The organism is Pedobacter zeae (genome assembly GCF_014196715.1).
Classification (GTDB): Bacteria; Bacteroidota; Bacteroidia; order Sphingobacteriales; family Sphingobacteriaceae; genus Pedobacter; species Pedobacter zeae.
Genome location: NZ_JACIEF010000001.1, coordinates 1,025,906 through 1,051,688, shown reverse-complemented (window position 1 = coordinate 1,051,688; position 25,783 = coordinate 1,025,906). Strand labels below are relative to the sequence as shown.

26 protein-coding genes and 1 tRNA gene are annotated in these 25,783 nt (G+C 41.0%); 15 read left to right on the top strand and 12 right to left on the bottom strand.

The features are described 5' to 3' along the window. Nucleotides 1–163: 163 nt before the first annotated feature. The 3 genes from GGQ60_RS04390 to GGQ60_RS04380 are packed head-to-tail and all read right to left on the bottom strand — an operon-like array spanning nt 164 to nt 3,893. Complete coding sequence (locus GGQ60_RS04390) at nt 164–2,287, bottom strand: xanthine dehydrogenase family protein molybdopterin-binding subunit (RefSeq protein ID WP_183760233.1); 2,124 nt, start codon at nt 2,285–2,287, stop codon at nt 164–166. A 2-nt stretch (nt 2,288–2,289) separates the two neighbouring features. Next, on the bottom strand, nt 2,290–3,273 hold the full coding sequence (locus GGQ60_RS04385) for an FAD binding domain-containing protein (RefSeq protein ID WP_183760231.1): 984 nt from the start codon (nt 3,271–3,273) through the stop codon (nt 2,290–2,292). Continuing rightward, nucleotides 3,270–3,893, bottom strand: coding sequence for a (2Fe-2S)-binding protein (locus GGQ60_RS04380; RefSeq protein ID WP_183760229.1), 624 nt, complete (start codon nt 3,891–3,893; stop codon nt 3,270–3,272). The genes GGQ60_RS04385 and GGQ60_RS04380 overlap by 4 nt, the downstream gene beginning before the upstream one ends. A gap of 175 nt (nt 3,894–4,068) precedes the next feature. Between GGQ60_RS04380 and GGQ60_RS04375 the strand changes: the two genes are divergently transcribed. From GGQ60_RS04375 to GGQ60_RS04345, 7 genes are all read left to right on the top strand, one after another. Continuing rightward, on the top strand, nt 4,069–4,713 hold the full coding sequence (locus GGQ60_RS04375) for a YceH family protein (RefSeq protein ID WP_183760227.1): 645 nt from the start codon (nt 4,069–4,071) through the stop codon (nt 4,711–4,713). Between the two features lie 372 nt (nt 4,714–5,085). Next, nucleotides 5,086–5,880, top strand: a complete 795-nt coding sequence (locus GGQ60_RS04370; protein WP_183760225.1) for an IclR family transcriptional regulator — start codon at nt 5,086–5,088, stop codon at nt 5,878–5,880. 218 nt (nt 5,881–6,098) lie between these two features. After that, nucleotides 6,099–6,863, top strand: a complete 765-nt coding sequence (locus tag GGQ60_RS04365; RefSeq protein WP_183760223.1) for an SDR family NAD(P)-dependent oxidoreductase — start codon at nt 6,099–6,101, stop codon at nt 6,861–6,863. Nucleotides 6,864–6,886: 23 nt separating this feature from the next. After that, nucleotides 6,887–7,741, top strand: a complete 855-nt coding sequence (locus GGQ60_RS04360; protein WP_183760221.1) for a fumarylacetoacetate hydrolase family protein — start codon at nt 6,887–6,889, stop codon at nt 7,739–7,741. Nucleotide 7,742: 1 nt separating this feature from the next. Then, nucleotides 7,743–8,072 (top strand): L-rhamnose mutarotase, encoded by a 330-nt coding sequence (locus tag GGQ60_RS04355; protein WP_183760220.1) that lies wholly within the window; start codon nt 7,743–7,745, stop codon nt 8,070–8,072. 11 nt (nt 8,073–8,083) lie between these two features. Next, complete coding sequence (locus GGQ60_RS04350; protein WP_183760218.1) at nt 8,084–8,905, top strand: amidohydrolase family protein; 822 nt, start codon at nt 8,084–8,086, stop codon at nt 8,903–8,905. A gap of 145 nt (nt 8,906–9,050) precedes the next feature. Beyond that, a complete protein-coding gene (locus GGQ60_RS04345; protein WP_183760216.1) occupies nt 9,051–10,220 on the top strand; it encodes an alpha-hydroxy acid oxidase in 1,170 nt (389 codons plus the stop codon). Nucleotides 10,221–10,364: 144 nt separating this feature from the next. On the opposite strand, the gene GGQ60_RS04340 is transcribed toward GGQ60_RS04345, so the two are convergent. Continuing rightward, on the bottom strand, nt 10,365–11,516 hold the full coding sequence (locus GGQ60_RS04340) for an aldose epimerase family protein (protein ID WP_183760214.1): 1,152 nt from the start codon (nt 11,514–11,516) through the stop codon (nt 10,365–10,367). A 198-nt stretch (nt 11,517–11,714) separates the two neighbouring features. On the opposite strand from GGQ60_RS04340, the gene GGQ60_RS04335 reads away from it, so the two are divergent. From GGQ60_RS04335 to GGQ60_RS04315, 5 genes are all read left to right on the top strand, one after another. Further along, nucleotides 11,715–12,386, top strand: coding sequence for an HAD family hydrolase (locus GGQ60_RS04335; protein WP_183760212.1), 672 nt, complete (start codon nt 11,715–11,717; stop codon nt 12,384–12,386). A gap of 1 nt (nt 12,387) precedes the next feature. Next, nucleotides 12,388–13,086 carry an NUDIX hydrolase gene (locus GGQ60_RS04330; RefSeq protein WP_183760210.1) on the top strand — a complete coding sequence of 233 codons (699 nt, stop codon included), beginning with the start codon at nt 12,388–12,390 and terminating at the stop codon, nt 13,084–13,086. A gap of 173 nt (nt 13,087–13,259) precedes the next feature. Next, nucleotides 13,260–13,332 (top strand) — tRNA-Lys (locus tag GGQ60_RS04325). A 523-nt stretch (nt 13,333–13,855) separates the two neighbouring features. Next, the gene (locus tag GGQ60_RS04320) at nt 13,856–14,722 is read left to right on the top strand and encodes a helix-turn-helix domain-containing protein (protein ID WP_183760208.1); all 867 of its coding nucleotides are present in this window, start codon (nt 13,856–13,858) and stop codon (nt 14,720–14,722) included. 258 nt (nt 14,723–14,980) lie between these two features. Next, nucleotides 14,981–15,532, top strand: a complete 552-nt coding sequence (locus GGQ60_RS04315) for a carboxymuconolactone decarboxylase family protein (RefSeq protein ID WP_183760206.1) — start codon at nt 14,981–14,983, stop codon at nt 15,530–15,532. A gap of 273 nt (nt 15,533–15,805) precedes the next feature. Here the strand turns inward: GGQ60_RS04315 and GGQ60_RS04310 are convergent, their stop codons facing one another. Further along, a complete protein-coding gene (locus GGQ60_RS04310; protein ID WP_183760204.1) occupies nt 15,806–16,411 on the bottom strand; it encodes an FMN-dependent NADH-azoreductase in 606 nt (201 codons plus the stop codon). 107 nt (nt 16,412–16,518) lie between these two features. Between GGQ60_RS04310 and GGQ60_RS04305 the strand changes: the two genes are divergently transcribed. After that, the gene (locus GGQ60_RS04305) at nt 16,519–16,893 is read left to right on the top strand and encodes a winged helix-turn-helix transcriptional regulator (RefSeq protein WP_183760202.1); all 375 of its coding nucleotides are present in this window, start codon (nt 16,519–16,521) and stop codon (nt 16,891–16,893) included. A 210-nt stretch (nt 16,894–17,103) separates the two neighbouring features. Here GGQ60_RS04305 and GGQ60_RS04300 read toward each other — a convergent pair whose 3' ends face one another. From GGQ60_RS04300 to GGQ60_RS04285, 4 genes are all read right to left on the bottom strand, one after another. Beyond that, the gene (locus tag GGQ60_RS04300; protein WP_183760200.1) at nt 17,104–17,736 is read right to left on the bottom strand and encodes a TetR/AcrR family transcriptional regulator; all 633 of its coding nucleotides are present in this window, start codon (nt 17,734–17,736) and stop codon (nt 17,104–17,106) included. A 139-nt stretch (nt 17,737–17,875) separates the two neighbouring features. Further along, nucleotides 17,876–18,652: an SDR family oxidoreductase gene (locus GGQ60_RS04295; RefSeq protein WP_183760198.1), complete on the bottom strand. Its 777-nt coding sequence runs from the start codon at nt 18,650–18,652 to the stop codon at nt 17,876–17,878. Between the two features lie 52 nt (nt 18,653–18,704). Further along, complete coding sequence (locus GGQ60_RS04290; protein ID WP_183760196.1) at nt 18,705–19,283, bottom strand: TetR/AcrR family transcriptional regulator; 579 nt, start codon at nt 19,281–19,283, stop codon at nt 18,705–18,707. Nucleotides 19,284–19,417: 134 nt separating this feature from the next. After that, nucleotides 19,418–20,212 carry a GNAT family N-acetyltransferase gene (locus GGQ60_RS04285; RefSeq protein WP_183760194.1) on the bottom strand — a complete coding sequence of 265 codons (795 nt, stop codon included), beginning with the start codon at nt 20,210–20,212 and terminating at the stop codon, nt 19,418–19,420. Between the two features lie 496 nt (nt 20,213–20,708). Between GGQ60_RS04285 and GGQ60_RS04280 the strand changes: the two genes are divergently transcribed. Next, a complete protein-coding gene (locus GGQ60_RS04280; RefSeq protein WP_229685087.1) occupies nt 20,709–23,036 on the top strand; it encodes a sensor histidine kinase in 2,328 nt (775 codons plus the stop codon). A gap of 26 nt (nt 23,037–23,062) precedes the next feature. Then, nucleotides 23,063–23,422, top strand: coding sequence for a response regulator (locus tag GGQ60_RS04275; protein WP_183760192.1), 360 nt, complete (start codon nt 23,063–23,065; stop codon nt 23,420–23,422). Nucleotides 23,423–23,621: 199 nt separating this feature from the next. On the opposite strand, the gene GGQ60_RS04270 is transcribed toward GGQ60_RS04275, so the two are convergent. The 3 genes from GGQ60_RS04270 to GGQ60_RS04260 form a co-directional block, all read right to left on the bottom strand. Next, nucleotides 23,622–24,284, bottom strand: coding sequence for a DUF6624 domain-containing protein (locus tag GGQ60_RS04270; protein WP_183760190.1), 663 nt, complete (start codon nt 24,282–24,284; stop codon nt 23,622–23,624). Between the two features lie 28 nt (nt 24,285–24,312). Further along, the gene (locus GGQ60_RS04265) at nt 24,313–25,059 is read right to left on the bottom strand and encodes a CPBP family intramembrane glutamic endopeptidase (protein WP_183760187.1); all 747 of its coding nucleotides are present in this window, start codon (nt 25,057–25,059) and stop codon (nt 24,313–24,315) included. 71 nt (nt 25,060–25,130) lie between these two features. Next, a complete protein-coding gene (locus GGQ60_RS04260) occupies nt 25,131–25,712 on the bottom strand; it encodes a Crp/Fnr family transcriptional regulator (RefSeq protein WP_183760185.1) in 582 nt (193 codons plus the stop codon). Nucleotides 25,713–25,783: the final 71 nt, after the last annotated feature.

Genomic DNA, 25,783 nt, shown 5'->3' with positions numbered 1-25,783 from the left:
CCGGGAAATCCTTATTTCGGGAAGACGTTTTTCAAACGACAAAGCCTGCTTGAAGCAGGCTTTGTCGTTTCTCCTCCACAATGACAGTATTGGTCAGGGCATCGGTAGCCAGGAAACCTGGTCTAAAATGCCTTAGGAGATATTTGTCCCCTCGTTAAACCCTTTAACCCAATACTTTATCAGGCGTAATCGGCAAAGACCTGATCCTTTTCCCTGTTGCGTTGAAAACGGCATTGGCTACCGCGGCAGAAAAGCCGATCAACGCAATTTCGCCCATCCCTTTTGCACCCATCGGGTTGATATAAGGATCAGGCTTATTGATAAAGTTCACATCGATTTCAGGTACATCGGCATTTACCGGAACATGGTAATCGGCAAAGTTGTTATTGATATACCGGCCATAACGGTGATCGATAACCGCTTCTTCTGTTAAAGCCATACCGATACCCCCAACAGCGCCACCCAACATTTGGCTGCGGGCAGTTTTCGGACTTACAATCGTACCGGAATCGCCCACAGAAACGATTTTACTTACTTTAACCACACCTGTCAACGCATGAACCTTTACCTGTACAAAGTGGATGGAAAAAGAATACATCGAATAATTATCCCTTTCCTTTCCGCTATGGCTCTCTTTGGTAACTTCTATAGCAGGGAGGTTGTTCTTCTTCAATACCTCAACAAAATTCGCAGTTGGATCCATCCCCGAGTGAATTGCAAGTTCGGAAATGGTCGATTTTAAAGCCTCACAAACGTCATTTACAGCCGATCCGACAGTAGATAAAGTAGCAGAACCACCCTGGCTGGGTGCAGGGGGCAAAGAAGAATCGCCCAGTTCGAACGTAATTTTATCAACCGGGATTTTCATCAGTTTATGGGCAATCAAGGTCATACCGGTACCCGTTCCCGGACCGATATCGCTTGTTGCACTTTGTAATAGCAAAGACCCATCGGCCTTTAAAATTCCTTTAACGCTTGCCTTTCCCCTGTTGGCATTAAATACACCAACACTTACCCCATATCCGGTTTGCCATTGTCCTTCAACCAAACTACCGGGTTTATTTTTACGGTTGCTCCAGCCTATTTTTTCGGCACCGATTTTATAGGCTTCTTTAATATTCTTGCTTGAAAAAGGCTTGTTTTTCTGTTGATCTGTTTCGGGATCATTCTTAATCCTAAAATCCAGTGGATCCATATCCAAAGCATGTGCCATTTCATCGATGGCACTTTCCAGGGCAAAAGCTCCGGTTGCCTCGCCAGGCCCACGCATCCAGATCGGTACACCAAGATCTACCGGAACAATGGCATAAGAAGTATTCACATTATCGCACTGGTACATAAATTTGGCCATGTTCACCACACCTTCGGTAAAGTTCTCGTAAGTTGATGTTTCCCCATAAGCACGGTGGGTAATACCGGTTAATTTACCATCCTTATCTGCCCCTAAGCCTATGGTTTGGATGGCTGCCGGCCGGTTGCCCACCATGGTAAACATCTGGGCGCGCGTAATCACTACCTTTACCGGCTTGCCGATATGTTTGGAAGCCATTACCGTTGCGATTTCGAGCGGCCAGGTACGTAAAGCCATCCCGAAGCCGCCGCCCACAAACTCCGAATTTACCTGTATATTTTCTGGTGGGATTTTAAAAACGTTTGCAATGGTACCCTGGGTTGATTTTACACCCTGCGTTTTGGCATAAACGGTAACCTGGTTGTTTGGCCGCCAATCGGCAATCATGCCATGCAGTTCCATTGGGTTATGTGTTTCTATGGGTAGAAAATACCTTTCTTCGAGTTTTACCTCTGCCGTTTTATAGGCATTTTCTATACCCCGTTTATAATCAGCCTGTCCCTGAAGCTTTTTGGCTTTCGGATCTTTTAATGCCTTTGCAAAATCGGTATTAAATTCTTCTTTTGCATAGGTTGCCTTTACCAAAGAAGCCGCATGAGTTGCCCTTTCGAAAGTATTGGCCACAACCATAGCAATCGGCTGTCCGTTGTAAAAGATTTTATCGGTATAAAAAATCTTCATCTGCGGGCCACCTTCTTGCTCGTAAGCTGCTGCAGACGGTTTATTTAAATGCGAAACCACCGCGATTACACCGGGTGCATTTTCTGCTGCTTTTGTATCAAGTGCGGTAATTTTTCCTTTGGTAATGGTACTGGTTACCAATACACCATAGGTTAGCCCAGGGAGTTCGTATTCTGCAAAATATTTAGCCCTTCCGGTAACCTTCAAAATTCCATCAACCCTATCCGTATCTTCTTTTAACATGCGCTTTTCCATAACTAAGCTTTCGATTTTGCAAGATTTAACGCTTCGATAATTGTATTGGGGGCCAGTTTAAGCTTAAAATTGTTTTCGCCAAAGCCCTTAGCACCTTTCATGGCCAATTCTGCCGCCTTTTCGAAATTCGATAAGGAAGCTTCTTTTCCTTTAAGGAAATCCTCTGATGCCGTTAAACGCCATGGTTTATGCGCCACGCCTCCCATCGCCAAACGGACATCGGTAATTTTATTATTGTTCAGCTCAAACGCCGCTGCTACCGAAACGAGCGCAAAAGCATAAGAAGCACGATCACGCACTTTCAGATAGTGGTAATTTTTAGCGAGGTTACTCACAGGGATTTCCAAACGGATAATCATTTCATCTGTCTTTAGATTGTTGTCAAGCTGTGGCGTATCTCCTGCCAGGCGGTGAAAATCTCTAAAGGCTATTTTACGCTCGCCCTTGTGATTCGCCAATACCACTTCGGCATCGAGTGCGGCTAAGGCCACACACATATCGCTGGGATGTACGGCAATACATTTTTCTGATGTGCCAAAAATAGCATGCATGCGGTTAAAACCTTCCATAGCGCCACAACCACTACCCGGCTGGCGTTTATTACAAGGCATTTCGGTATCATAAAAATAACCGCAACGGGTACGTTGCATCATGTTGCCGCCAACGGTAGCTACATTGCGCAGCTGCGCTGAGGCACCGGCCTGCAGCGCCCACGAAAGCAGGGGCAGTTTTTCTTTGATCAAAGCATGTTCTGCAACTGCCGTATTGGTAGCCAGAGCGCCAATATGAATTTTACTTCCAACCTGTTCAATCTGTTTTAAGGGAACATGATTGATATCGATCAGTTTTTCGGGGGCAGTAACCCCTCTCTTCATCAGATCGATCAGGTTGGTACCTCCAGCCAGGAATTTGGCGTTTTTATCTTTTAACAACAGGGCAATGGCCGATTTTGCCGAGCTTGTTCTTAAATACTGAAAATTGATCATACCGTTGCCCCTCCATCCTTTACATCAACAATGGCATCCACAATATTGGGGTAAGCCCCGCACCGGCAGATGTTGCCACTCATGTACTCACTGATTTCTGCCCTTGAACCGGCATGCCCTTCCCGGATGCAGGCCACCGCCGACATAATCTGCCCTGAGGTGCAGTAACCACACTGAAAACCATCGTGTTTAATAAAAGCTGCCTGCATCGGATGCAGTTTATCGCCTTCGGCCAAACCTTCAATCGTAGTAATTTTCTTTCCTTCGTTCATCACCGCTAAGCTTAAACAGGAATTTACCCTTTGGCCATCTACATGCACGGTACAGGCACCGCACTGGCCGTGGTCGCAACCTTTTTTGGTTCCGGTTAAATGCAGCTCTTCGCGCAGGTAATCTAAAAGTGTTACCCTTGGCTCAACCGATGTTTGATACGCTTTGTTATTTACGGTAAGGTTTAAGGGGATTTTTTCAAAAAGTTCGGCAAAACGCTCATCAACATTATTTTCAGCTGCTTTAACCGCAATGCCCGGTGTTAAGGCAATGGCCGTAATTACTGAACTTTTTTTAAGGAAATCGCGCCTGCTATCGCCCTGATTTGGCTTTTGATCAGAAAGTTTCATATTTGGATGGGATTAGCTTTAGGATGTTCTTCTAAGTTCGTCATTCTAACGTTCAAATGGTATTAAATCCGAAATTTAGAATTATTCTATAGAGTAACACATTACATAACACACTGTAATTAAACCATTAACAAAATAATTTCCAAAATGTTCATCCAATTAATACTTTTATAAAATGGACAACGTAAAACCACTACCCGATTTATCTGCAGAAGAACAGCGTGTTTTGGGCTCGCTCATCGAAAAAAGCCGCACCACGCCCGATTATTATCCCATGACTTTGAACAGCTTAACGGCTGCCTGCAACCAAAAAAGCTCAAGAAATCCTGTAGTAAACTACGATGAAGAAACCGTTACACTTACCTTAAATCAGCTTAAACTAAAAGGCCTTATCTCAACCGCAACAGGCGGATCGAGCCGTGCCACCAAATACAAACATAACCTGGCGATAGTTTATCCCCTATTACCGTCAGAGCTGGCCATTATCTGCCTTCTGCTTTTACGCGGCCCCTTAACACCTGGCGAGATCAATAGCAACTCGGGCCGGTTATATGAATTTGAAAGCATAGAAGAAGTGTTGGAGCAACTCCAAAAATTATCGGACGATGAACCCGCTTTCGTAAAACAACTGGCTAAAAAAGCCGGACAAAAAGAGGCCCGCTTTATACACCTTTTGGGCGAGCAGGTAGAAACGATAACGGAAACAGCAGAGGTTACTGCACCAACTTTTAACACCACCGAACTGGAAACCCGCATCGAAAAACTGGAGTCAGAAATAGAGGAACTTAAAGAACTGGTTAATTTACTGATGAATAAATAGTTTATTATCATATTGCCAGCCTTCCTGCATCTTTAACCAGCTTAATATTCTTTCTCCGGATTTAATAAAATTCCGGCTACCATTTTTTGTTTATTTCTTTGCCTGTAACACCGATACCAATATTGCAGTGCCGGCAATGAAATAAACTTTTCTCTTAGCAGCGAGCCCACTTTCCTAGTGAATAAGCGGTTGATCAGCACGTAAATCCTCCTTCAATTAATCGTTCTTGCCATTACCTTCCCTAAATACAGCGGAGAAAATGATTGGTATCCAGGCAAGAACATTTAACAATTCTGCTCAGGATCGTTAAATAGTAAAGCATTTTGTATGTTTGAGATTGCAAAATTATGCAATAGCCAAATTTAAACCTTTATGAATGAAAAGGAATCGAAGTACCAGGCCCCTGCTTTAGATAAGGGACTTGATATACTGGAATATTTATCTGTGCAATCTATCCCACTATCGCAAACCGAAATTGCCGCCGGAATAGGAAAAACACCGAACGAAATATACCGCATGCTAATGAGCTTGGAATGCCGCGGATATATCCTGCGCGATGAAGTTTCAGGTAAATACCGGCTTTCGCTAAAACTTTTTTATCTTTCTCACAGGCACTCACCTATTGACGAACTGCGCAAAGCAGCACAACTTCCGTTAGAAGAACTCGCCAATACCATCCACCAATCCTGCCATCTAAGTATTTTGTATTTGAACCAGGCAATGGTGGTTATCCATGCTAAAAGTCCGGGTCCGATTGCACTTTCTATTGAAGAAGGAAGCTTTTTTCCGTTGCCATTAACCGCACCGGGAAAGGTTTTATTAGCCTACCTGCCTGATGACGAAAGGAATACCATTTTAAGAAACAATGTCATTTTTAAAAAATACCCCAAGGTTCAGCAAGAAGATTTTTTGGCTTCATTGCAAGATATTCAGCAAAGGGGTTCCTATTTCAAAAACAGTGACCCGGTTTCGGGTATAACTGATCTTTCGGTTCCTGTTGGCATTACCGGTAATAACAGAATTGTGGCCTGTTTAACCATTTCCATGTTAAATGCGGTCAATAAAGAACAGGACACTAAACATGATGTTATCCTCACCGAAGCACATAAATGTGTTAAAAAAATAGAGGAAAGGATTGGGATTAACCCTTTATGTCCAAACGGCTGAATAGCGTAAGGTAACATGCAGAATGCTGGCCAAAATATTATAACATTCAAGTGTAAACGCAAAATTCTGGGCCTTTTTACGCCTGGCAGAAATATTCGGGTACCGGGGGCGGCGATGCCAATATCTGTTAATATTTAGACAAGAAGATAAAATTTTTAATCAGGAATAATTATTTTATTTGTATTCTAATCAATTATAATTTATAACCAATCTTATACATGTTTTCATTAAAAAATAAAAAAGCAGTAGTTACCGGCGGAGGAAGTGGTATTGGAAAAGCTATTGCAACCATTTTAGCAAAACAGGGTGCTGAAGTTCACATTATTGAACTGAATACGGAGCAGGCACAGGATACCATTAATGAAATTAAGGAAAATGGCGGTACAGCATTCAGCTATGGCTGCGATGTTTCCAATCATCAGGCTGTTCACGATATTTTTAACCAGGTTGGACCGATCAATATTCTGATCAATAATGCAGGTATTGCGCACATCGGAAAGGCTGATACTACTCCTGAAGCCGATTTTGACCGTGTAATGAATGTAAATGTTAAAGGCGTTTACAATTGTCTGCATGCAGCTATTCCAAAGTTACGTTTGGCCGGCGGCGGTGTAATTATCAATATGGCATCAATTGCTGCGTTGGTCGGCCTACCCGACCGTTTCGTGTACAGTGCTGCAAAAGGAGCAGTAAAAGCCATTACCATGAGTGTGGCCAAAGATTATATTGGCGAAAACATCCGTTGTAATTCTATCTCTCCGGCAAGGGTGCATACGCCTTTTGTTGATGGTTTTTTACAGAAAAACTATCCGGATAATATCGCTGAAATGTTCGAAAAGCTTTCTAAAACACAGCCTATAGGCAGAATGGCAAAGCCCGAAGAGGTAGGTGCGCTGGCTTTATACCTGTGCAGCGATGAAGCTTCTTTTATTACCGGTTGCGATTACCCTATTGATGGCGGATTTACTACCTTGAACAATTAATACAAATTTTTAAATATAACAGAATGAAATTAATACGATTTGGCGAAGCTGGGGCTGAAAAACCGGGGTTAATTATAAACGATAATTATTATGATGTTTCGGCATTTGTGAAAGATTATAATGAAGATTTTTTTGGTGGTGATGGCTTGGAGAAACTTAAAAAAGATATCGAATCGGCTGATCTGCCACGGGTTGATAAAGGTGTACGCCTTGGTCCTGCATTGGCACGTCCTTCCAAAATTATCTGCGTGGGTTTAAATTACAAAGACCATGCGGCAGAAACCAATGCCCCAATTCCCTCAGAACCGATTTTATTCTTCAAGGCTACATCTGCAATAGTTGGTCCGAATGACGACCTCATTATCCCAAAAAACAGCAAAAAAACCGATTGGGAAGTAGAATTAGCCATTGTTGTGGGTAAAAAAGCGAGTTATGTTTCAGAAGAAAATGCTTTAGAACACATTGCAGGTTATGTATTGCATAATGATTACAGCGAACGTGAGTTTCAGATCGAAAGAAACGGCCAATGGGTAAAAGGAAAAAGCTGCGATACTTTTGCGCCAATCGGGCCTTTTATTGCTACACAGGATGAAATTGCCGATGTACACAACCTCCGCCTTTGGCTAACCGTAAACGGGAAAACTTTACAGGATGGAAATACTTCGAACCTGATTTTTAATGTTCCTTTTATGATTTCATACATCAGCCAGTTTATGACCCTTTTACCAGGTGATGTGATTACCACCGGAACACCTGCCGGAGTAGGTTTAGGCCAGAAACCGGAACCATGGTATTTAAAAGCCGGTGATGTGGTTGAACTGGGAATTGATGGCCTGGGCTCGAGTAAACAAACCGTTAAAGCTTACAGCGAAAAGTAACATGAAAAGATACTGCTTAGCCTTAGATCTTGTAGATGATAAAAAGCTGATAGAAGAATATAAGCATTACCATCGGTCGGTGTGGCCGGAGATTAAAGAAAGCATAATTTCTTCGGGCATCGAAAATATGGAGATTTATCTGCTTGATAACCGCTTATTTATGATCATGGAGGTTAACGAAAGCTTCTCTTTCGATGAAAAGGCAAAAGCAGATTTGGCCAACCCGAAAGTACAGGAATGGGAAACTTTAATGTGGAAATTCCAACAGGCATTGCCAGGTGCAAAACCAGGGGAAAAATGGATCCTGATGGACCAGATTTTTAAACTTTAATCCTTTTTTTTATGATTGATACACACGTACATTTTTGGAATTTCGACCCGGTTAGAGATAACTGGATCAGTGAAGACATGATGGCGATCCGGAAAGATTTTTCTCCCACGAACCTGGTGAGCGTTTATAAGGATCTTCAGATTACCGGTTGTGTTGCGGTACAGGCGAATCAATCAGAAGAAGAAAATCATTTTCTGTTAGGGCTCGCGGGGCAAAACGAAATTATAAAAGGTATTGTGGGATGGGTAGATTTGCTTAATCCCGATCTGGACGAACGTTTAAACTACTGGCATAACCATAAAACCATTAAAGGCTGGCGACATGTACTACAGGCCGAAAACCGTGATTTTATCCTCAATCCGGCTTTTATTGCAGGTGTTAAACAGCTAAAAAAATACCATTATACTTACGATCTGTTGTGTTACCACAATCAGTTAAAAGCAATTATAGAAATGGTTGATCAAATTCCCGATCAACCATTGGTATTGGATCATGGTGGCAAACCGGATGTAAAAAGCCAGGATTTGACTGCATGGGCAGCCAACATTAAAACATTGGCTTCCAATCCAAATGTGAGCTGCAAAGTATCGGGTTTATTGGCTGAGGCAGATTGGAAAAACTGGACTGAAAAAGAACTTTTTAACTGCTTTGATGTCATGTTTAAACATTTTGGTACAGCAAGAATTATGTACGGCAGCGACTGGCCGGTAATGCTGATCAGCAGACCTTATCAGGATTGGTTTAACCTCGTAAATAAATATGCAGAACGCTTTACCGCTGACGAAAGGAAATTGATTTTTTCTGATAACGCTAAAGCTTTCTATAAGCTATAAAAAGCTTTTTTGATAGGTTTGGTGCTGTTGGTCGGTGCCCAAACCGGTATAAACCCAGCGTAGCCGACAGTGCAGTACGGAAATTACAAGATATTGTGTTAGTTTTTAATTTTTAATGCCTGTGGCTATGACAATAAATTAAATAATGAGTAAAAAAATTACCTTTCCTTATCACCCTCAATACCCTTCGGTAGCTGACCTTAGACGTAAAGCTAAAAGAAGAATACCAAAATTTGCATTCGATTATTTAGAAGGTGGCTGCAACGAAGGGCTAAACCTGCTTCGCAACGAAACCGACTTTGATAACATATACCTCAAGCCTAACTATTTACGTGTTGGTGGAGCTATTGACATGTCGGTTGAGCTTTTTGGCCGTAAATATAGTGCGCCTTTTGGCATTTCCCCTATTGGTTTACAAGGTTTAATGTGGCCAAACGCACCCGAAATTCTGGCCAAAGCTGCAGCTAAACATGATATTCCCTATACGCTCAGTACAGTATCAACCAGCAGTATCGAACGCATTGCAGAAGTTTCGGAAGGAAAAGCCTGGTTTCAGCTTTATCACCCTACCGAAAACAAACTAAGGGATGATATTTTATCCCGTTTAAAAGCCGTTGAGTGCCCGGTATTGGTGGTATTGGTAGATGTTCCCGCCTTCGGTTTAAGGTATAAGGAAATTAAAAGCGGCCTTTCTATACCGCCTAAAATGTCGGTAAGCAATATTTTACAAGCATTCGCAAGGCCGTTATGGGGGATTAAAACACTCCAGCATGGTATCCCGTCATTTGCCACCTTAAAGCCCTATATGGAAAAAGGTATGGACATGTCGCAGTTGGGGCAGTTTATGAACCGGACATTTACAGGGAAAGTTGATATCGAAAAGGTTTCAGCCATCCGCGAAATCTGGAAAGGCCCATTGGTATTAAAAGGAATAGCCACCGATGAAGATATGCAGGCAGCCATACAGATCGGTGTTGACGGGGTTATTGTTTCGAATCATGGCGGACGACAAATCGACGCAGGTGAATCATCGATCAATTCTTTAATCAAACTCGCCGGAAACGAAGCTTACAAATCAAAACTCAAGATCATGTTGGATGGAGGAATCCGCTCGGGTGTTGACCTGGCAAGGGCACATGCGGTAGGATCTGAATTCAACTTCATGGGTCGTCCGTTTATGTATGGCGTTGGAGCATTGGGCGATGAAGGCGGAGTGCATACCATTAATATGTTTAAAACCCATCTGTACCAGATTATGCAACAGCTCACGATTGAAAACATTTCTCAATTCCCAGAGCGGTTATTAACAGTATAAAACTGGCTGTATCGTAAATCTAAGTTTATCCGGAAGTCTGTTATGATAAAAAAACCTCTCAGGTTATGAACCTGAGAGGTATATCTTTCATTTACAGTTAATCAATTTAAACAATTAACCAGTTAACCTTTTAACAAATTAACCTTACTTCGAAAATTTGTAGGTTGTGCTTGTTTTATACGTTTCGCCTGGTTTGAGTACCGTAGAAGCGAAATTCGGGTGGTTTGGTGCATCGGGAAAATGTTGTGTTTCTAAACAGAAAGCAGAACGGTGCGGGTAAGATTTACCGCCTTTACCGTCTTTATCAGCTCCTGTTAAGAAGTTTCCACTGTAAAACTGCAAGCCTGGTTCGGTGGTAATGATGGATAATATAATACCGGTTTTAGGGCTCTTTACCACCGCCACAGGCGTTTTACCATCGTGGTGTGTTAAGGCAAAATTGTGGTCGTAACCTTTACCAAATTTCAATTGCTCGTCGGCATCGCCAATTTGTTTGCCAATAAGTTTGGCTTTATTAAAGTCGAAAGCAGTACCAGCAACGGGTTGTAATTTTCCGGTTGGGATTAAGGTCGAATCTACCGGCGTGTAAGCATTCGCATCAACGGTTAGTTCGTGATCTAAAATCGTGCTGTCGCCTTCCCCATTTAGGTTAAAGTAAGCATGGTTGGTTAGGTTTACAATGGTTGTTTTATCTGTAGTTGCCTGGTAATCAATTTGCAGCCCATTATCCTCTGTTAATGTATAAGTTACCTTCACATCCAGTTTACCCGGATAACCGGCTTCGCCATCTTTCGATACATAGGTTAACTCAAGCTTGGTACTATCCAGTTGTTTAGCATCCCATACTTTGCCATAAAAACCATCGGTACCGCCGTGCAGGGTATTTACACCATCGTTAAGCTGTAACTGATATTCTTTGCCCTCTAACGTAAATTTTCCCTTGCCAATGCGGTTTCCGTACCGGCCAATTAAGGCCCCAAAAAATGGTTCTCCTTTTTTACGGTAAGTGCCTATACTGTCATATCCTAAAACCACATCGGTTAATTTATTGTTTTTATCCGGAACCAGGAGCGAAACTACCCTGCCACCATAATTGGTAATCGATACCGAAGCACCTTGTTTATTTTTTAGCGTGTAAAGTTTAACCGCTTTACCATCAATGGTTGTACTGTATTTTAATGAATCTTGCTGTGTGCTGCTTGCTGTGCCTTTATCCTTATTAGAATTGCATGCGCTAAAAGTAAGGGCTAAACACAAAGTAGCTAAGGGTAACGCTTTAAGAAATGTTTTTTTCATCAGTTATTATTGTTTTAAGTTGATGAAGCAATAGTGGTTTTTTACCTGGTAACCTCCTGATGCTTTCATATAGATTTATTTTTGGTTAAGGCTAATGTATGAAAAAATATTAACGTCGGGCCAACGATTATATATTATTTCTGTTAATATTGATCATCATTCCCTACATCAAAAAAAATCACATAATTTAGCAAGTATATGCATAATTTAAATTTCAGGCCTAAAGCTTTTCTTTTTGATTTAAACGGAACCATGATTAATGATATGGAATACCATACATTGGCCTGGTACAGCATTATGACCGAAGATTTAGGCACCGCACTGGATTATGCAAGTGTAAAAAAAGAAATGTACGGCAAAAACCACGAAGTGCTTGAGCGTGTTTTTGGCAAAGACAGGTTTAGCCCTGCCGAAATAGAACGCCTTTCGGCAGATAAAGAAAAGCGCTATCAGGCGGGTTATTTACCTCATTTAGCTTTAATAGACGGGTTAGATAACTTTTTGGAGCGTGCAAAGGCTGCGCAGATCCCCATGGCCATTGGCTCGGCGGCTATTCCTTTCAATATCGATTTCGTGGTAGATGGATTAAATATTAGGCATTACCTGAGCGCCATTGTTAGTGCCGATGATGTGCATACAAGCAAACCCGATCCCGAAACCTTTTTAAAGGCTGCTGAAGCACTGGGCATTACACCGGCCGATTGCCTGGTTTTTGAAGATGCACCCAAAGGTGTGGAGTCGGCTCTACATGCAGGTATGCGCTGCATGGTATTAACCACAACACATACAACCGAAGAATTTGAAAATTATCCGAATATTCTGGGTTATATTGCAGATTATAACGATGCTAAATTAAATACGCTATTTTAACATGGGAAAATATTTAAATCAAAAACCTGTTCTTGTTGCAGTAGACTGCATTATTTTTGGCTACGACGGCGATCAATTAAAACTTTTGGTCATAAAAAGAGCGATAGAACCCCTTAAAGATAATTGGAGTTTAATGGGCGGTTTTATTGGTGAAAATGAAGATCTTGATGGCGCAGCCAAAAGGATTTTATTGGAATTGACCGGATTACACGATGTTTACCTGGAACAGCTCCATGCCTATGGTGCACCCGACCGTGACCCCATTGAACGTACCGTATCGGTGGTTTACTTTGCACTGATCGATATCCGTAAATACAGTAAACAGATCAATGATCAGTTCCATGCCGAATGGTTTAAATTAAAAGAAGTTCCGGAATTAATTTTCGACCATAATGCGATGGTTAATGCCGCTATGGATAAAATCCGCTACCAGGCAGCCCTCCATCCTATTTTATTTGAACTTTTACCAAAACGGTTTACTATACCGCAATTACAGAATTTATACGAACAGGTTTACGATTCGCCGATAGATAACCGGAACTTTATACGTAAAATTACCGCCAGCGGACTATTGATCAAGCAGAGCGACAAGGATAAATCGAGTTCGCGCCGTGGAGCCTTTTATTTTAAACTGGATAAAAATAAACACAAGGCGCAATTCCAGTCGTTTTTAAATTTTATACCTAAAACAAGTAAATAGCGAGTTGAGGAATTGTTGCAGCATAAAAATAAATTTATGCATACTGCACTTAAAAACAAGCACTTAACATAGCCTGTTCTGAGCAGCAAAAAAACATCAAAATATTTTCAAAAAAATGTTTGCAACAAAACGATAAATCCCTATATTTGCACCTCCTTAAACAAAAGGAGAATGATTCCGTAGCTCAGCTGGTAGAGCATTACACTTTTAATGTAGTGGTCCTGGGTTCGAATCCCAGCGGGATCACGAAAGGCGCAAGAAATTGCGCCTTTTTTGTTTTTTGCCATCAAAAAAGCACCAGTTTCGACTAAATTTCGTCTCCATATTGGCTATATAAGTCAATTTATCCAGTAAGCCGGTCACCTGGTAAATTTGTTTGAATAAGTTACCGATTTTTAGAGTGATTGCCGTTTTGAGTAGATTTAGGAAAAGACTAGTGTATCTTCTGCAGACGATTTTTATTCACGCCATAAAATAGATTCGTCATAATCTTCATATTCAAATTTTGCAATTTCCTATCATGCGTCAAGAAATATTTCTTCAGTTTCAGCGCAAACAACTCTTCTCTCGAAACCGTCATAAGCAATAGAAGTTTTTAAAGTTGTAATCGTAAAGGTTCCTTACAAATTCAACTGTTATTGGATTGCTTATCCCTAAAACCACCAGAAGCGTCAAGTGAAATACCTATTCAATGTTCAGAATGCACAGACCTTTCGTTCTACCATTGCCCTATTGTTATATTTGCAGTAAATTTTCAACTAAATGTGACATGAAGCTACACTACATCGATCCGGTTTCCACCGGCGAACTGCACCTGAACCTGCACGAACCAGATTTCGACCGTTTATTTTTTAAAAGGGATCACAAAGATAAATTTTTGACTATTGCATGGAATGATGGACCAGCCCAGATCGTAACAATAGATGGTATCCAATACACACTCACCTCTCAAACCGTCCTACCATTAATGGTGAACCAGACCTTTACTTTTGAACACCCGGAACAGGTCATCGCCTGGCAATATAACCGAAACTTTTATTGCATTGTAGATCACGATAAAGAAGTAAGCTGCGTCGGTTTTTTGTTCTATGGCTCTGCTGAGATCATGTTCATTGCTTTAGATGAAAAGCAACAAAGAAAATTAAACCTTTTGCTCCAGGTATTTATAGAAGAGTTTGATGATAAGGATACCATACAGCGTGATATGCTGCAAATGCTGCTTAAACGCCTCATCATAATTGTAACCCGGTTAGCTAAAAAGCAATACCTGAACAACGAATCCCTAACTGAAGACAAACTCGATATCTTGCGGAAATTCAATTTACTGGTGGAGAACAATTACCGTAAACAGCATACTGTACAATTTTACGCCGATCGATTGAATAAATCACCTAAAACACTGGCAAATTATTTCGCGATATACAACGATAAATCTCCGCTGACTGTGATCCGAGACAGACTTCTCCTGGAAGCCAAACGCCTGCTCATGTATACAGATAAATCTGCTAAAGAAATTGCTTATGATTTAGGATATGAAGACGCCGCTTATTTCAGTAATTTCTTTAAGAAACAAATCGGAATCGCCCCTTCTGATTTCCGGAATGCTAAGTCAAAATCTACTTTCCAAGAAAGATAAATCCGGTTAACATTACCTTTCATCCCGTTTAATTACAACATTTCTGTGTAACCTACTCCGCGTATGGTTATCTGCACTCTTGCATAAAAAATTCTCTTCCGCAAAATTATCATCCTGCTTACCGTTAAGAACATTGCGCGCAAAGCACACTAACGGTAAATTTTACATGCCGTCGGGAATTCTCTCTATTCTTCTGCTTCGCTCACCACCGCACCTTTGTAATGTCAAAAGACAATAACAAAATAAATGAATCAGATTATGAAAAATTTCCCAATCCCAACCAAAGAGCAAGTATCTCCTGCTAACCAGAACATTTTCGACAACCTGAAAAGTATGGTAGGCTTCGTACCCAACCTGTTCGCCATTTTTGGTCACTCAGATACCGCACTAAGCGATTACCTCGCTTTACAAAACAGAAAAACATCTGTTCGCGCTAAAGAGCGTGAAGTGATCAATTTGGTAGTTAGCCAGGTAAACAGGTGTTCTTATTGCCTGAGCGCGCACACACAATTCGCCAAAATGAATGGTTTTACCGATGAGCAGATTTTGGACATTCGCCGTGCCAACATCAGCTTTGATCCAAAACTCGATGCACTGGCCAAACTGGCAAAAAGCACTGTTGAAAACCGTGGCCATGTAAGATCAGAAGAACTGGAAAACTTCTTTGCGGCAGGCTATACCGAAGCCAGCCTGATCGACGTGGTTATGGTGATAGGTGATAAAATCATCACCAACTACCTGCATGCGTTGACCGATATTCCGGTTGACTGGCCTTTAGCTCCCGAACTGGAAACGGCCACAATTAACTAAGCTGGGGAGGTGGCTTTCGCCGCTCTTCCTTAATCTCACCATTTCATAAAACAGGAGATCATGGGATGCAGCAACACGCTACTATGCTAGAGCCAGCTCTCATTTTTAAAAACACAAAATGGCTGATGCCTTTTTTTATTTCTCTCGTAATTGGGTAAAAAGATTTGCATAATCAGGCAAGCCTGCGAGAGAACAATAATTAAAGCCGAAATAAAAAACGAAGCCTCCCTAAAATTGGAAGGCTTCGTTTTCTGACACTTGTATCTAAAAAAATTAATCAATAGTAATTGCTTCAATTGCCTTTTCCAAAGAGGTTTCCATAATCCCCGGAATGGCCAAACCTTCTGCGCGGAAAACGCTCGCATCCGAAACACCGTAAAATCCAAAAACGTTTTTGATGTAAGGTACATTCGAGTCGTAAATTTGATAAGGTCCTTCTGAATAAATATTTCCGGAAGTAAAAGCAATGTATAGTTTCTTATTATTATTCAGTAAACCTTTGGGACCGTTTTCGTCATATTTAAAAGTATATCCGGCTCTTGAAGTGAAATCAAAATATGCTCTTAAAGTTGCAGGAACAGAGAAATTATACATTGGAGAATCCACAACGATAATATCGGCTTCCTGTAATTCTGCAATTAATCCTGTTGAATATTCGTGAATTTCTACCTGTTCAGAAGAGTAGCTTTCAGCAGGAGAAAAGAAAGTATTAATGTGCTTTTGTTCTAAAAGTGGCACCGGGTTTTTCGTAAGGTCGCGCTCTTTTACAACAGCACCAGAATATTTCTCTTTAATTTTTTCTACAACAGCATTTCCTAATTTTCTGCTTGCTGAAATTTCTGCTCTCGGACTTGAAATAATGTGAAGTATATTTTTCATTTTTTAATAATTAAAATTTCTTTAGCAAAATTATGTACATTAGCTTATTAAAAGTAAGTAGTAAACGAAAGGTTAGTAGTAACCTTCGGGTTAGTTAAAATGTAGTTATGGAAGATACTGTAGTTTTTGAAGAGCCTATCACTGCTCAAAAATGTTCGGAGAATCTCTCCTCCGTTGAAGATGCGATCTACGTAATCGGTGGAAAATGGAAGCTGAAAATTATTATTGTTCTTCAGGAAAACGGGAATATAAGGTTCAATGAGTTGCAAAGAAGTATTCAAGGGATTTCTGCAAGAGTTCTTTCCAACGAATTAAAAGATCTTGAATTGAATGGCTTTGTAAAAAGAGTTGTTCATGCAGATCAAATTCCTGTGGTGGTAGAATATATCTCAACCGATTACAGCAGAACGCTAAAACCTGTCATCATTGCGCTCTCACAGTGGGGAAAGACACATAAACGAAAAATTAAAGAGAATTTTTAGATCAGAAGGCTGCAAGTGCGGTCTTTTTTGGTTTTTCACAGATTGATCCGATTTTAACAGCTGGAGCCCAATCGTATGGTTGTTGTGTTTTTAAATATCAATAAATTAATTAAGAAATAGATTGCAGCTGTTTTTTGCTACCCGAAATATTCCAACAGTCTAAATCATTCCCCCAAACGTCGGGAACGCCTTTCTACCTTAATTCTGAATCTAGCCATAGGTTATATCCAGGATTTGTTTAAGTGCATCTTTAATGGCTTGCTCGCCAGCGGGCTGTTGAATATCGATCCCACAAAAAGGATTCTCCTGCATTTTGGCATACAGGGTAAGGTAATACACCCCTCCCATTAAGAGTGCATATATGGCCCTGAAGTTTTTATCTGTATTTTTAAAATATCCATCTACCACCTCACTTAAGATCTGATCGCCGATTGTTTCCCGTTTCAAATCCAGTTCTTTTAGGATCGGAAGCTTTTCGCTCAGGCCCCAGGTAATAATCCGGCGCATTTCTTCATTATTGATCAGGCTGTCGAACTGATCTTCCAGCACCCGGTAAGTCAATTTCTTTCCGGCATCAGCCTTGCTTGCTTCCACAATACGACCAATGTCATCAGTATTAATTTTCCAATAGTCGTTTCTGCTCAGGTATTCATTTACCAAGCCGTCAAGTCCTCCAAAGTAATCATAGATGAGTCTCCTATCTACCTTTGCAACCTCTGCTACCCTGGTGATATTTAATCCCGAAAAACCATCCTTTTTCAAGATCTTCCCGAGTGCAGATATCAAATTCGATTTAGTGCGCTCTTTGTTCCTAACCGGTCCATCAGTAACTTTTCTTGCCATTCGATTCAACTTTACTGCAATTTGCAATTTTTTACAGCAGCATCAAAGAATAGGGAGGTTTAAACGCAATCGTTACAGCACATGGAAAGCCTTTAGCGGCTGTTAAAAGCTTTCCATGAACCAATAATTGCTATTAAATTTAATTGACCACCGGCAATGATCCGCCATCTATGGCGTAGATCGTTCCGGTAAGGTAAGCGGCTGAAGGTGAAACCAGGAAGTGGACAAGCTGGGCAACCTCTTCCGGCTCTGCCATCCGCCCCATTGGAATACCGCCGGTCTGTGCCATCAGTTGTTTCATACCCTCTTCGGGACTAATGCCTGCTGAGGCCGAATAGTCTTCCAGGAATTTTACCATGGGTGCTGTTTTGGTCGCTCCTGGTGCTACAGTCAAAACACGTACACCCTTACCGGCCAGTTCGGTTGCCAATGCTTTACTGTAACTGTTCAGTGCCGCTTTAGAAACAGCATAAGCTAAATTCAGGTTCCATAATGCTTGTTTGCCTGCGACCGAAGAAATGTGAATGATCACCCCGCTTTGCTTTTCGATCATCTTTGGCAGCAAGATCCTGTCCAGGCGGATGGCAGAAATGAGGTTCAGGTCTAATTCCTGTTGCCAATGCGCATCGGTCAGTGTACTGTGCCCGCCACCCGGTGTAGTCAGCCCGCCCACATTGTTAATCAGGATGTCAATACCTCCAAAGGTGTCATCAATTTCTTTGGATAGCCGGTCCACGTCACTGGCACTGGTAAGGTCTGCCGCAATAAAATGATGTGAAGTCTCATTGGGTTTTGTTCTTGCACTGACAATGACTTGTGCGCCTGCTTTGGCCAATTCATCAGCTATAGCTTTGCCGATACCCTTCGTACCACCTGTTACTAAAACTGTTTTACCTTTTAAATCTAGTGTTTCCATATTCTTGAATAATTATTCTGAAACAATTGTTTCAGAAATAGTGAAAAAAAATTTACTTTGATAATTGTTTAATAAAATATTCTGCCATTCGCCTGATCTTCACCGGGTCTTTGTGAAGGATATAGCTTTCGTACCAACCCGTCCAGGTGCTGTTAAAATAATCAGCCAGTAAAGCGGGGTCTTCGTCATCACGGATTTCACCCTGTTGCATGGCATTCTTAATCAAGTCGTGCAGGAATTGGTAAGACCGCTGATCGTCTGCCGCCAGGATTTGTTTCACGCGCAGGTCATTTGTAGCAACTTCAAATGCGCTTTTAACGGCCATACAACTGTCTTCACCATTGATAATAATATTCACCGCTTCGTGGATATAATCCACTAAGGTAGCTAGCGGTGATTTCTTGCTTTTCAGGCGCTTTTCCCAATCCAGCTTTCGCAGATCAGTATAATGCTGCACACAACGCACAAAAAGTTCCTGCTTATCACCAATAGTATTGTACAGGCTGCTGCTGTTAATCTTCATCGCATCGGTCAGGTCACGAAGCGAAGCACCGTTATACCCCTTCTTCCAAAAAACTTCCATCGCTTTCTGGATCGCAAGTGCTTCGTCAAATTCAACATTTCTGGCCATATCGGTACAAAGATAAATTATCTGAAACAATCGTTTCAAATTAAATCGTAAATGTTACAAATAAGTAGTGAAGGATCATCCTTAACTACGCTCAACCTGATTTATATGAGCTTACATAGGGGTCCACAAGCGGTTTACTCGTCTTCCCAAATCACTGAGCATATTTTCCAGCAGCCATCTGTTCGGATAAACTGGAAAAATTTATTTCCTTTACCCTTAAAATAAACGCCGTTAACATAGCCTTCTTTCTGATATTTTGAATGCCGCTGCGCGATATTCCCAATTATTTTAGTCTCAGCAAAAGTTTCCCTTTCTTCAAATCCGGTCAACGTACCATCCATAAGCATCGCCCTTCTTGGTTCAATAAAAGAGCTTAAATTGTAAATATCGCTGGAATCTTCATGCTTTCTGATTATTATGACTTCGGGCAGGCAGATACGATAAATATTCTCCCAATCGGGCTCGCGTTGATCGGCATTTGTAAAAACATCAAAAAATTGCCAGGTCAATTCATTGAGCAGAAATTTATCGGTCATTAGCGAATAAACCTGCAGCGAGCTATTTTCGCGATCCAATTCCTTTGAAAATTGCATACCTAACTTTTCTAAAAGTTGAATAGAATCCGAATTTGCTTTTGTAGTTATCGCAAAGATATTGGAACGTCCCTCATTTTTTATCTGATCCATTAAAAAAGCTGCTGAAGCTTCCAGTGCGTAACCTTTTTTTGAATATTTATTAAGAAATGCAAAACCAATATCATAATCATCCAGGTATTCCCGTTTGATAAAAGTTATAATACCAATTGGTATTTCTATATCCTTAATTTTTACTACCCAAAAGTTACTGGCAGGATCATTGGTTATCTTTTGATATAATCTTCCGCAGCTGTCTTGCTCGTAATACCCCTGTCTCCAATAAACTTTATCCATTCGGGTGAATTTAATAGTTCAAAAATAAAATCGGTATCAGGCAATCCTAATCTACTGCATATAAGCCTCGGTGTAATGTAATTTTCTTTCATTTTTGTTTGCATTTAAAGCTAAGCATAAAACAAATCAATGCAGCCTGTTTATTGGAATTTTAGAACAAAGCATAGTTAATTCACCTAGAAAAACAGTATTTGCTTAGTTTATTCAGCGTAAAAAATTAAAACAAGTTTTTTTTAAGGATTCAAATCCTGGTTCGAAATGCTGCTACCGTCTTTTACCACAGGCTTGCGAGAGCCAAAAATTGCCCTTAAATCGATGCGATTAAAGGTTAAACTATCAAAAGCGAATGATAGCCCTTACTCCAGATCCGATCCACATAAGACTACAATCAGGGCGCTACTTTCGCCAGGCTGTTTAAGAAATAACTGAATGCTATCAAAAACAATTTAAAATCAATGCTGTTTTATATAGGTATCGCCAAACCCTAAACTGAACTATGGAGTATTCAAAGCAGCTATTCACATTCAAGTCAATTTTTGATGGAATGGAAGATGCGGTCATTTGCCATGACCTCGATTTCTCCATTACCCATTGGAATCCTGCGGCTGAAATCCTTTTTGGCTATAGCAGCATTGAAACGGATGGAGCAAGCATGAACATCATCATGGATGCGGGCTATTTTGGAGAGCAGCATCAGATGCTTAATGATATTTTAAATGGCGTTAAAATAGACAACTTTCATTCAGTTAGGAAAACCCGCGCCGGAAAAGATATTCCTGTGGCCATTACCATTTCTCCGATTTCCGACGAAGATGGAAATATAGTTGGCGCTTCCCAGATTATTCGCGATATCTCCAGGGAAATTATTGCTGAACAGCAGCAGGCTACACTGGCTGCGATTATTGAAGGATTAGATGATGCAATCATATCTACAACTTTGGATGGCATTATAACCAGCTGGAACAAGGGTGCACAAACCATATTCGGCTATGCCGCGTCCGAAGTAACGGGAAGACATATGGCCTTACTCCTGCCTGCTGATCGCCGTCATGAAGAAGATATGATTAACAGCAAAGTGAGCCAGAGTAATAAAACAGCCCATTTTCAAACTGTCCATATTGCCAAGGATGGCACGCTTATTCCGGTATCCCTTACAGTTTCTCCGGTACGCAACAAAAAAGGTGATGTGATCGGCACCAGCAAAATTGCCCGCAACATCACTGCCCAAAAACTGGCCGACGAAAAGCGGGCTACGCTTGCCGCAATTGTTGAAAGTTCCGATGATGCCATTATCAGTAAAACGCTTGAAGGTATTATCATCACCTGGAATAAGGGCGCTGAGCATATTTTCGGGTACACGGAAAGTGAGGCCGTTGGTCGCCACATTTCGATTCTGATCCCACATAACCGTCTTGATGAGGAAGACCGCATCATAAGCAGCATCAGGAGCGGAAAAAAAATAGACCATTATCAAACCATCCGCATCCGGAAAGATGGCAAAGAAATACCAATAGCACTCACTGTGTCCCCTATTCTCAGTTCAGATGGCACTGTTATTGGCGCCTCAAAAATTGCGCGGGATATCACTGCTGCCCGTGAAGCGGAAATTGCGATGGAAAACAATTCGCAAAAACTATTGCTGCTGAACTCTATCGGGAAAAGCATCAGCGAACAAATGGATGTGAATGTTATCCTGCAAAAAGTTACCGATGCCACTACCAAGCTAACCGGAGCTGCATTTGGTGCTTTCTTTTATAATAAGTTGGATGAGAACGGTGAATCTTATATGCTCTTTACCCTTTCAGGGGCACCACGAGAGGCATTTGAAAAATTAGGGATGCCTAGGAACACTGCACTGTTCCATCCTACCTTTAGTGGATTAGGCGTGGTTAGGGTCGACGATATTACCAAAGATCCCAGGTATGGTAAAATGGCCCCGCATTTTGGAATGCCCGAAGGCCATCTGCCCGTGCGCAGCTACCTCGCTGTTCCGGTTATATCGGCCTCAGGTGCGGTAACCGGTGGCCTCTTTTTTGGGCATCCTGAACAGGGTGTTTTTTTGGAAGAACACGAAGATGTTGTGGTCAGCATAGCGTCGCAAGCGGCCATAGCCCTCGACAATTCGAAACTCTTTGAAGAAGTATCTGCGCTGAGCAGGAAAAAAGATGAGTTTATAGCCCTTGCATCACACGAACTCAAAACACCCTTAACCTCGATGAGCGGATTTTTGCAAATACTACAAAAGACAATGGTTACCGAGGGGTTAGGTAAAAAGTTTTTAGATAAATCGATACATCAGCTCGAAAAACTAAACCGCCTGGTTAATGATCTTTTCGATATTTCAAAAGTACAGGCAGGAAAAATGCAGTTTTTCTTCGAACATTTTGATCTTGGAGAATTAATCCAGGAGGTTTGCGATACATTCAGGCAATCTATGCCTACCCGTACTTTTGCCTGCGACTTAGAAAATGAACTTTTCATTTACGGCGACAAAATGCGCCTGGAACAGGTGATCATCAATCTCATCAATAACGCGGTTAAATATGCTCCCGACGCTCTCCAGGTAGATATCAGGGCGATAAAAAATCATGCTGAAAATGTAATTTCCATTACCGATTACGGTATAGGAATCAGTAAAGCAGATCAGCAGAATATATTCAGCCAGTTTTACAGGGTTCGCAATAGGGATCAGCATGTTTCGGGGTTAGGCCTGGGTCTTTTTATCACAAAAGAAATTGTAGAACGGCATAATGGTCGCATTTGGGTAGAGAGCGAGCGTGGAAAAGGAGCAACTTTTATTTTTACCATTCCACATAAAAATTAAGATACACTATTTGATACGTTGAATATATGAGGGCAAAATTGGTCTATATACTAGAAGATGATCCGGATATAAGAGAAATAGTCGCTTTTATTCTTACAGAGGCCGGTTATAACATAAAGGAATATGGAACAGCAGCGCTGTTCAATGAAGCCATTTTAGCGCACTTACCTGATATCATTATCCTGGATATACTACTCCCTGACGGCAATGGCCTGGATATTTGTAAACAGCTGCAAGGGAATGAGGTTACTTCCGCTATTCCTGTTTTAATGATGTCTGCCAATAAAACCAAAAGAGATATTGAAGAGTCTGGCTGTAATGCTGATTTTATCAGCAAACCATTTGATATTGATCATTTCAGGCAGCGGGTGGATTTGATTGCGTAGCACCACCAGGCTATTTAGATGATTTCTGCGGAGCGGCTGGTCAGTTCCTATCCTGCTGCGTGTATGGCCACCGGCATCACCTATCCTTACCTCCTTACCTATGCTATTGCCAATGATATGATCCGAATTTATCGTGCAGGTTAATCCGAACCTGTTTAGTTGTATGGCTAAAAAGAGTTTCTATAGCCCTTAATCATCATTATTTGTACAACTGTGGTTCGTTAATGCCGATTTTTTTAAGTTGTTCCTTATTCATTTCAAAATGCATCATGGTCATATCGTTATAATACTTTTTGAATGAAGGCATATCATATTCTTTTCTCAGTTTTTCAACATTGGCACTATCGATAAGCCCGATTTTAGGGATAGCCTGCCCGATTTTGTTATAGGTTACCTGCGAGCCGAACCGTTGTTTTTGCTTTAAATTAACAGCAATACGGTCTTCCAGCATGGCATAGTGTATTTTAGGCGCGTTATTTCTTCTGATTTCTTTTTTTAGTACATTAAGCATTTGTTTCTGAAAAGCAATATCATTATCGGCATGTTGTATGGAAATCCAGAAATCCGTTTCCTTTTCTCCTACCTGCTTAAGTCCAAGATAGCCATATTGCTGGTATAACTTTTTAATTCTTTTCTGGTTATCGTTGCCCACACTGTCTCGTTGTGCGAGAAAAATCTCCCACCCTTTTTTATTGCCATACTGATCTATAAGTCCCTTGGGTGGAAGTCCGGCAAACTTCTGATCGATGTCGTAAATGTATTTGAGTTCTTTTAAAACTGCTTCTTTCTGGGAGACCGTCATTTTACGGGATGCACAGCTGATTAGTAGCATGCAGGTGATTATGGAAAGGATATTTTTCATGTAGTATGGTTAATTATTGCTTTTTTATTTAAATATGGCCTGATGTCATTTTTTCGGAACCGGCTTTTTGAAGATTCATGTTAATTTCCCAAACTTCCTGTTCCTGACGATATTTCTGCTTATACCAAAGCATAAATCCAATCCAGCAGGCCAGCAGAACGGCAATTAAAATAAGTTCGGTTCCGTGCAAACCATTTCTGAAAAAATTATTCAGGGAATGAAAACCTGCTACTGCCAGTAAAGAATATGTACTGCTGTATACTTTGCCAATTCCCCAGGTTCCGAAAAACAACACAGCAAAAAAAATCAGGTTGGAAGCCGTTAACTCAAAATTCAGATGCCACACAAACCAAAGAACAGTGATAAGGACCACAGATTGCAGCTTTGGTAAGTTTTTGAACTGCTCCTGTAAAAATCCACGCCAACCGATTTCTTCCAATAAGCCATACAGTAAAACGGTAACCAGCAATAAAAAAGGAAAACTTCCCTGTTGTACATAAGATACCGCGCCGATGAGTATAACAGGAAAGCCCCAGAAGACCATCAAGGGCAAAAACAGGTTACGGTAGTTTCCTTTTAACGAGAGGTTTAGCGGAATCTGAGTTACTTTGATGGCTATGAAGGCTCCTATCGCCGGACCGATTCCGCTAAGCAGAATCAGCAGGTATTCATTATCAATGCTGCTGTATAGCGTAGTTTTAACGGCAATAAAACGGAAAAATAGAGCAACAAGATAAAATATGAAGAGTCCTTTATAAGGAAATTTCTTATCCATAGATTGTTTTTAAATTAGAATGCTCAAATCTATTGATAAATACCCTGTAAAAAATTGACGATGGGTAAGTTTTACTTTGCAGCAAGCCTTTTTCTTAACCGGCTTAAGCTCTCCGCTGTTAGTCCGAGATACGAAGCAATGATTTTAAGCGGTGTCCGTTGGAAGATTTCAGGCCTTTGCTTGATCAGCCTAAGATAACGTTCATCTGGAGTGAGCGTGAGAAGATTGATTTGCTCCTGTTGTTTCCTGAGAAAAAGAATATCAGAAACAGCTTTACCAATGCGTAATCCGGTCTCATTGCGGGCATAAAGTTCATTTAGGTCAGGATAACTGATAGACCATAGCGTACAATCTTCCAATGCCGCTGTTTTAATTCCGGACGGGGCTTGTTTAAGAAAAGAAAGGTAGTCGCTCATGAAGCTCTTTTCGTACAGTAAATTTATACAGATGTCTTTTTTGCCATTCCAGACAAAAAGCGCTACGGAACCTGACACTACGATATTCAGATACCTTTCAATATCGTTGTAGTCTTTAACAATTTCATTCTTAAGGAATTGCCTTACTGAGATTTTCTTTGAGAATGCTTCCCAGATATTAATATCTGCATGGTAATACGGAGCAAAAATCTGTTGAATCTCTTTGGCTGTCGGCATACATTTAAGTTTATTGAGGCAAGCTTCTCTGGTTTTCAGTCCATTCAAAAGTATAATTTTGTTCTCAGATT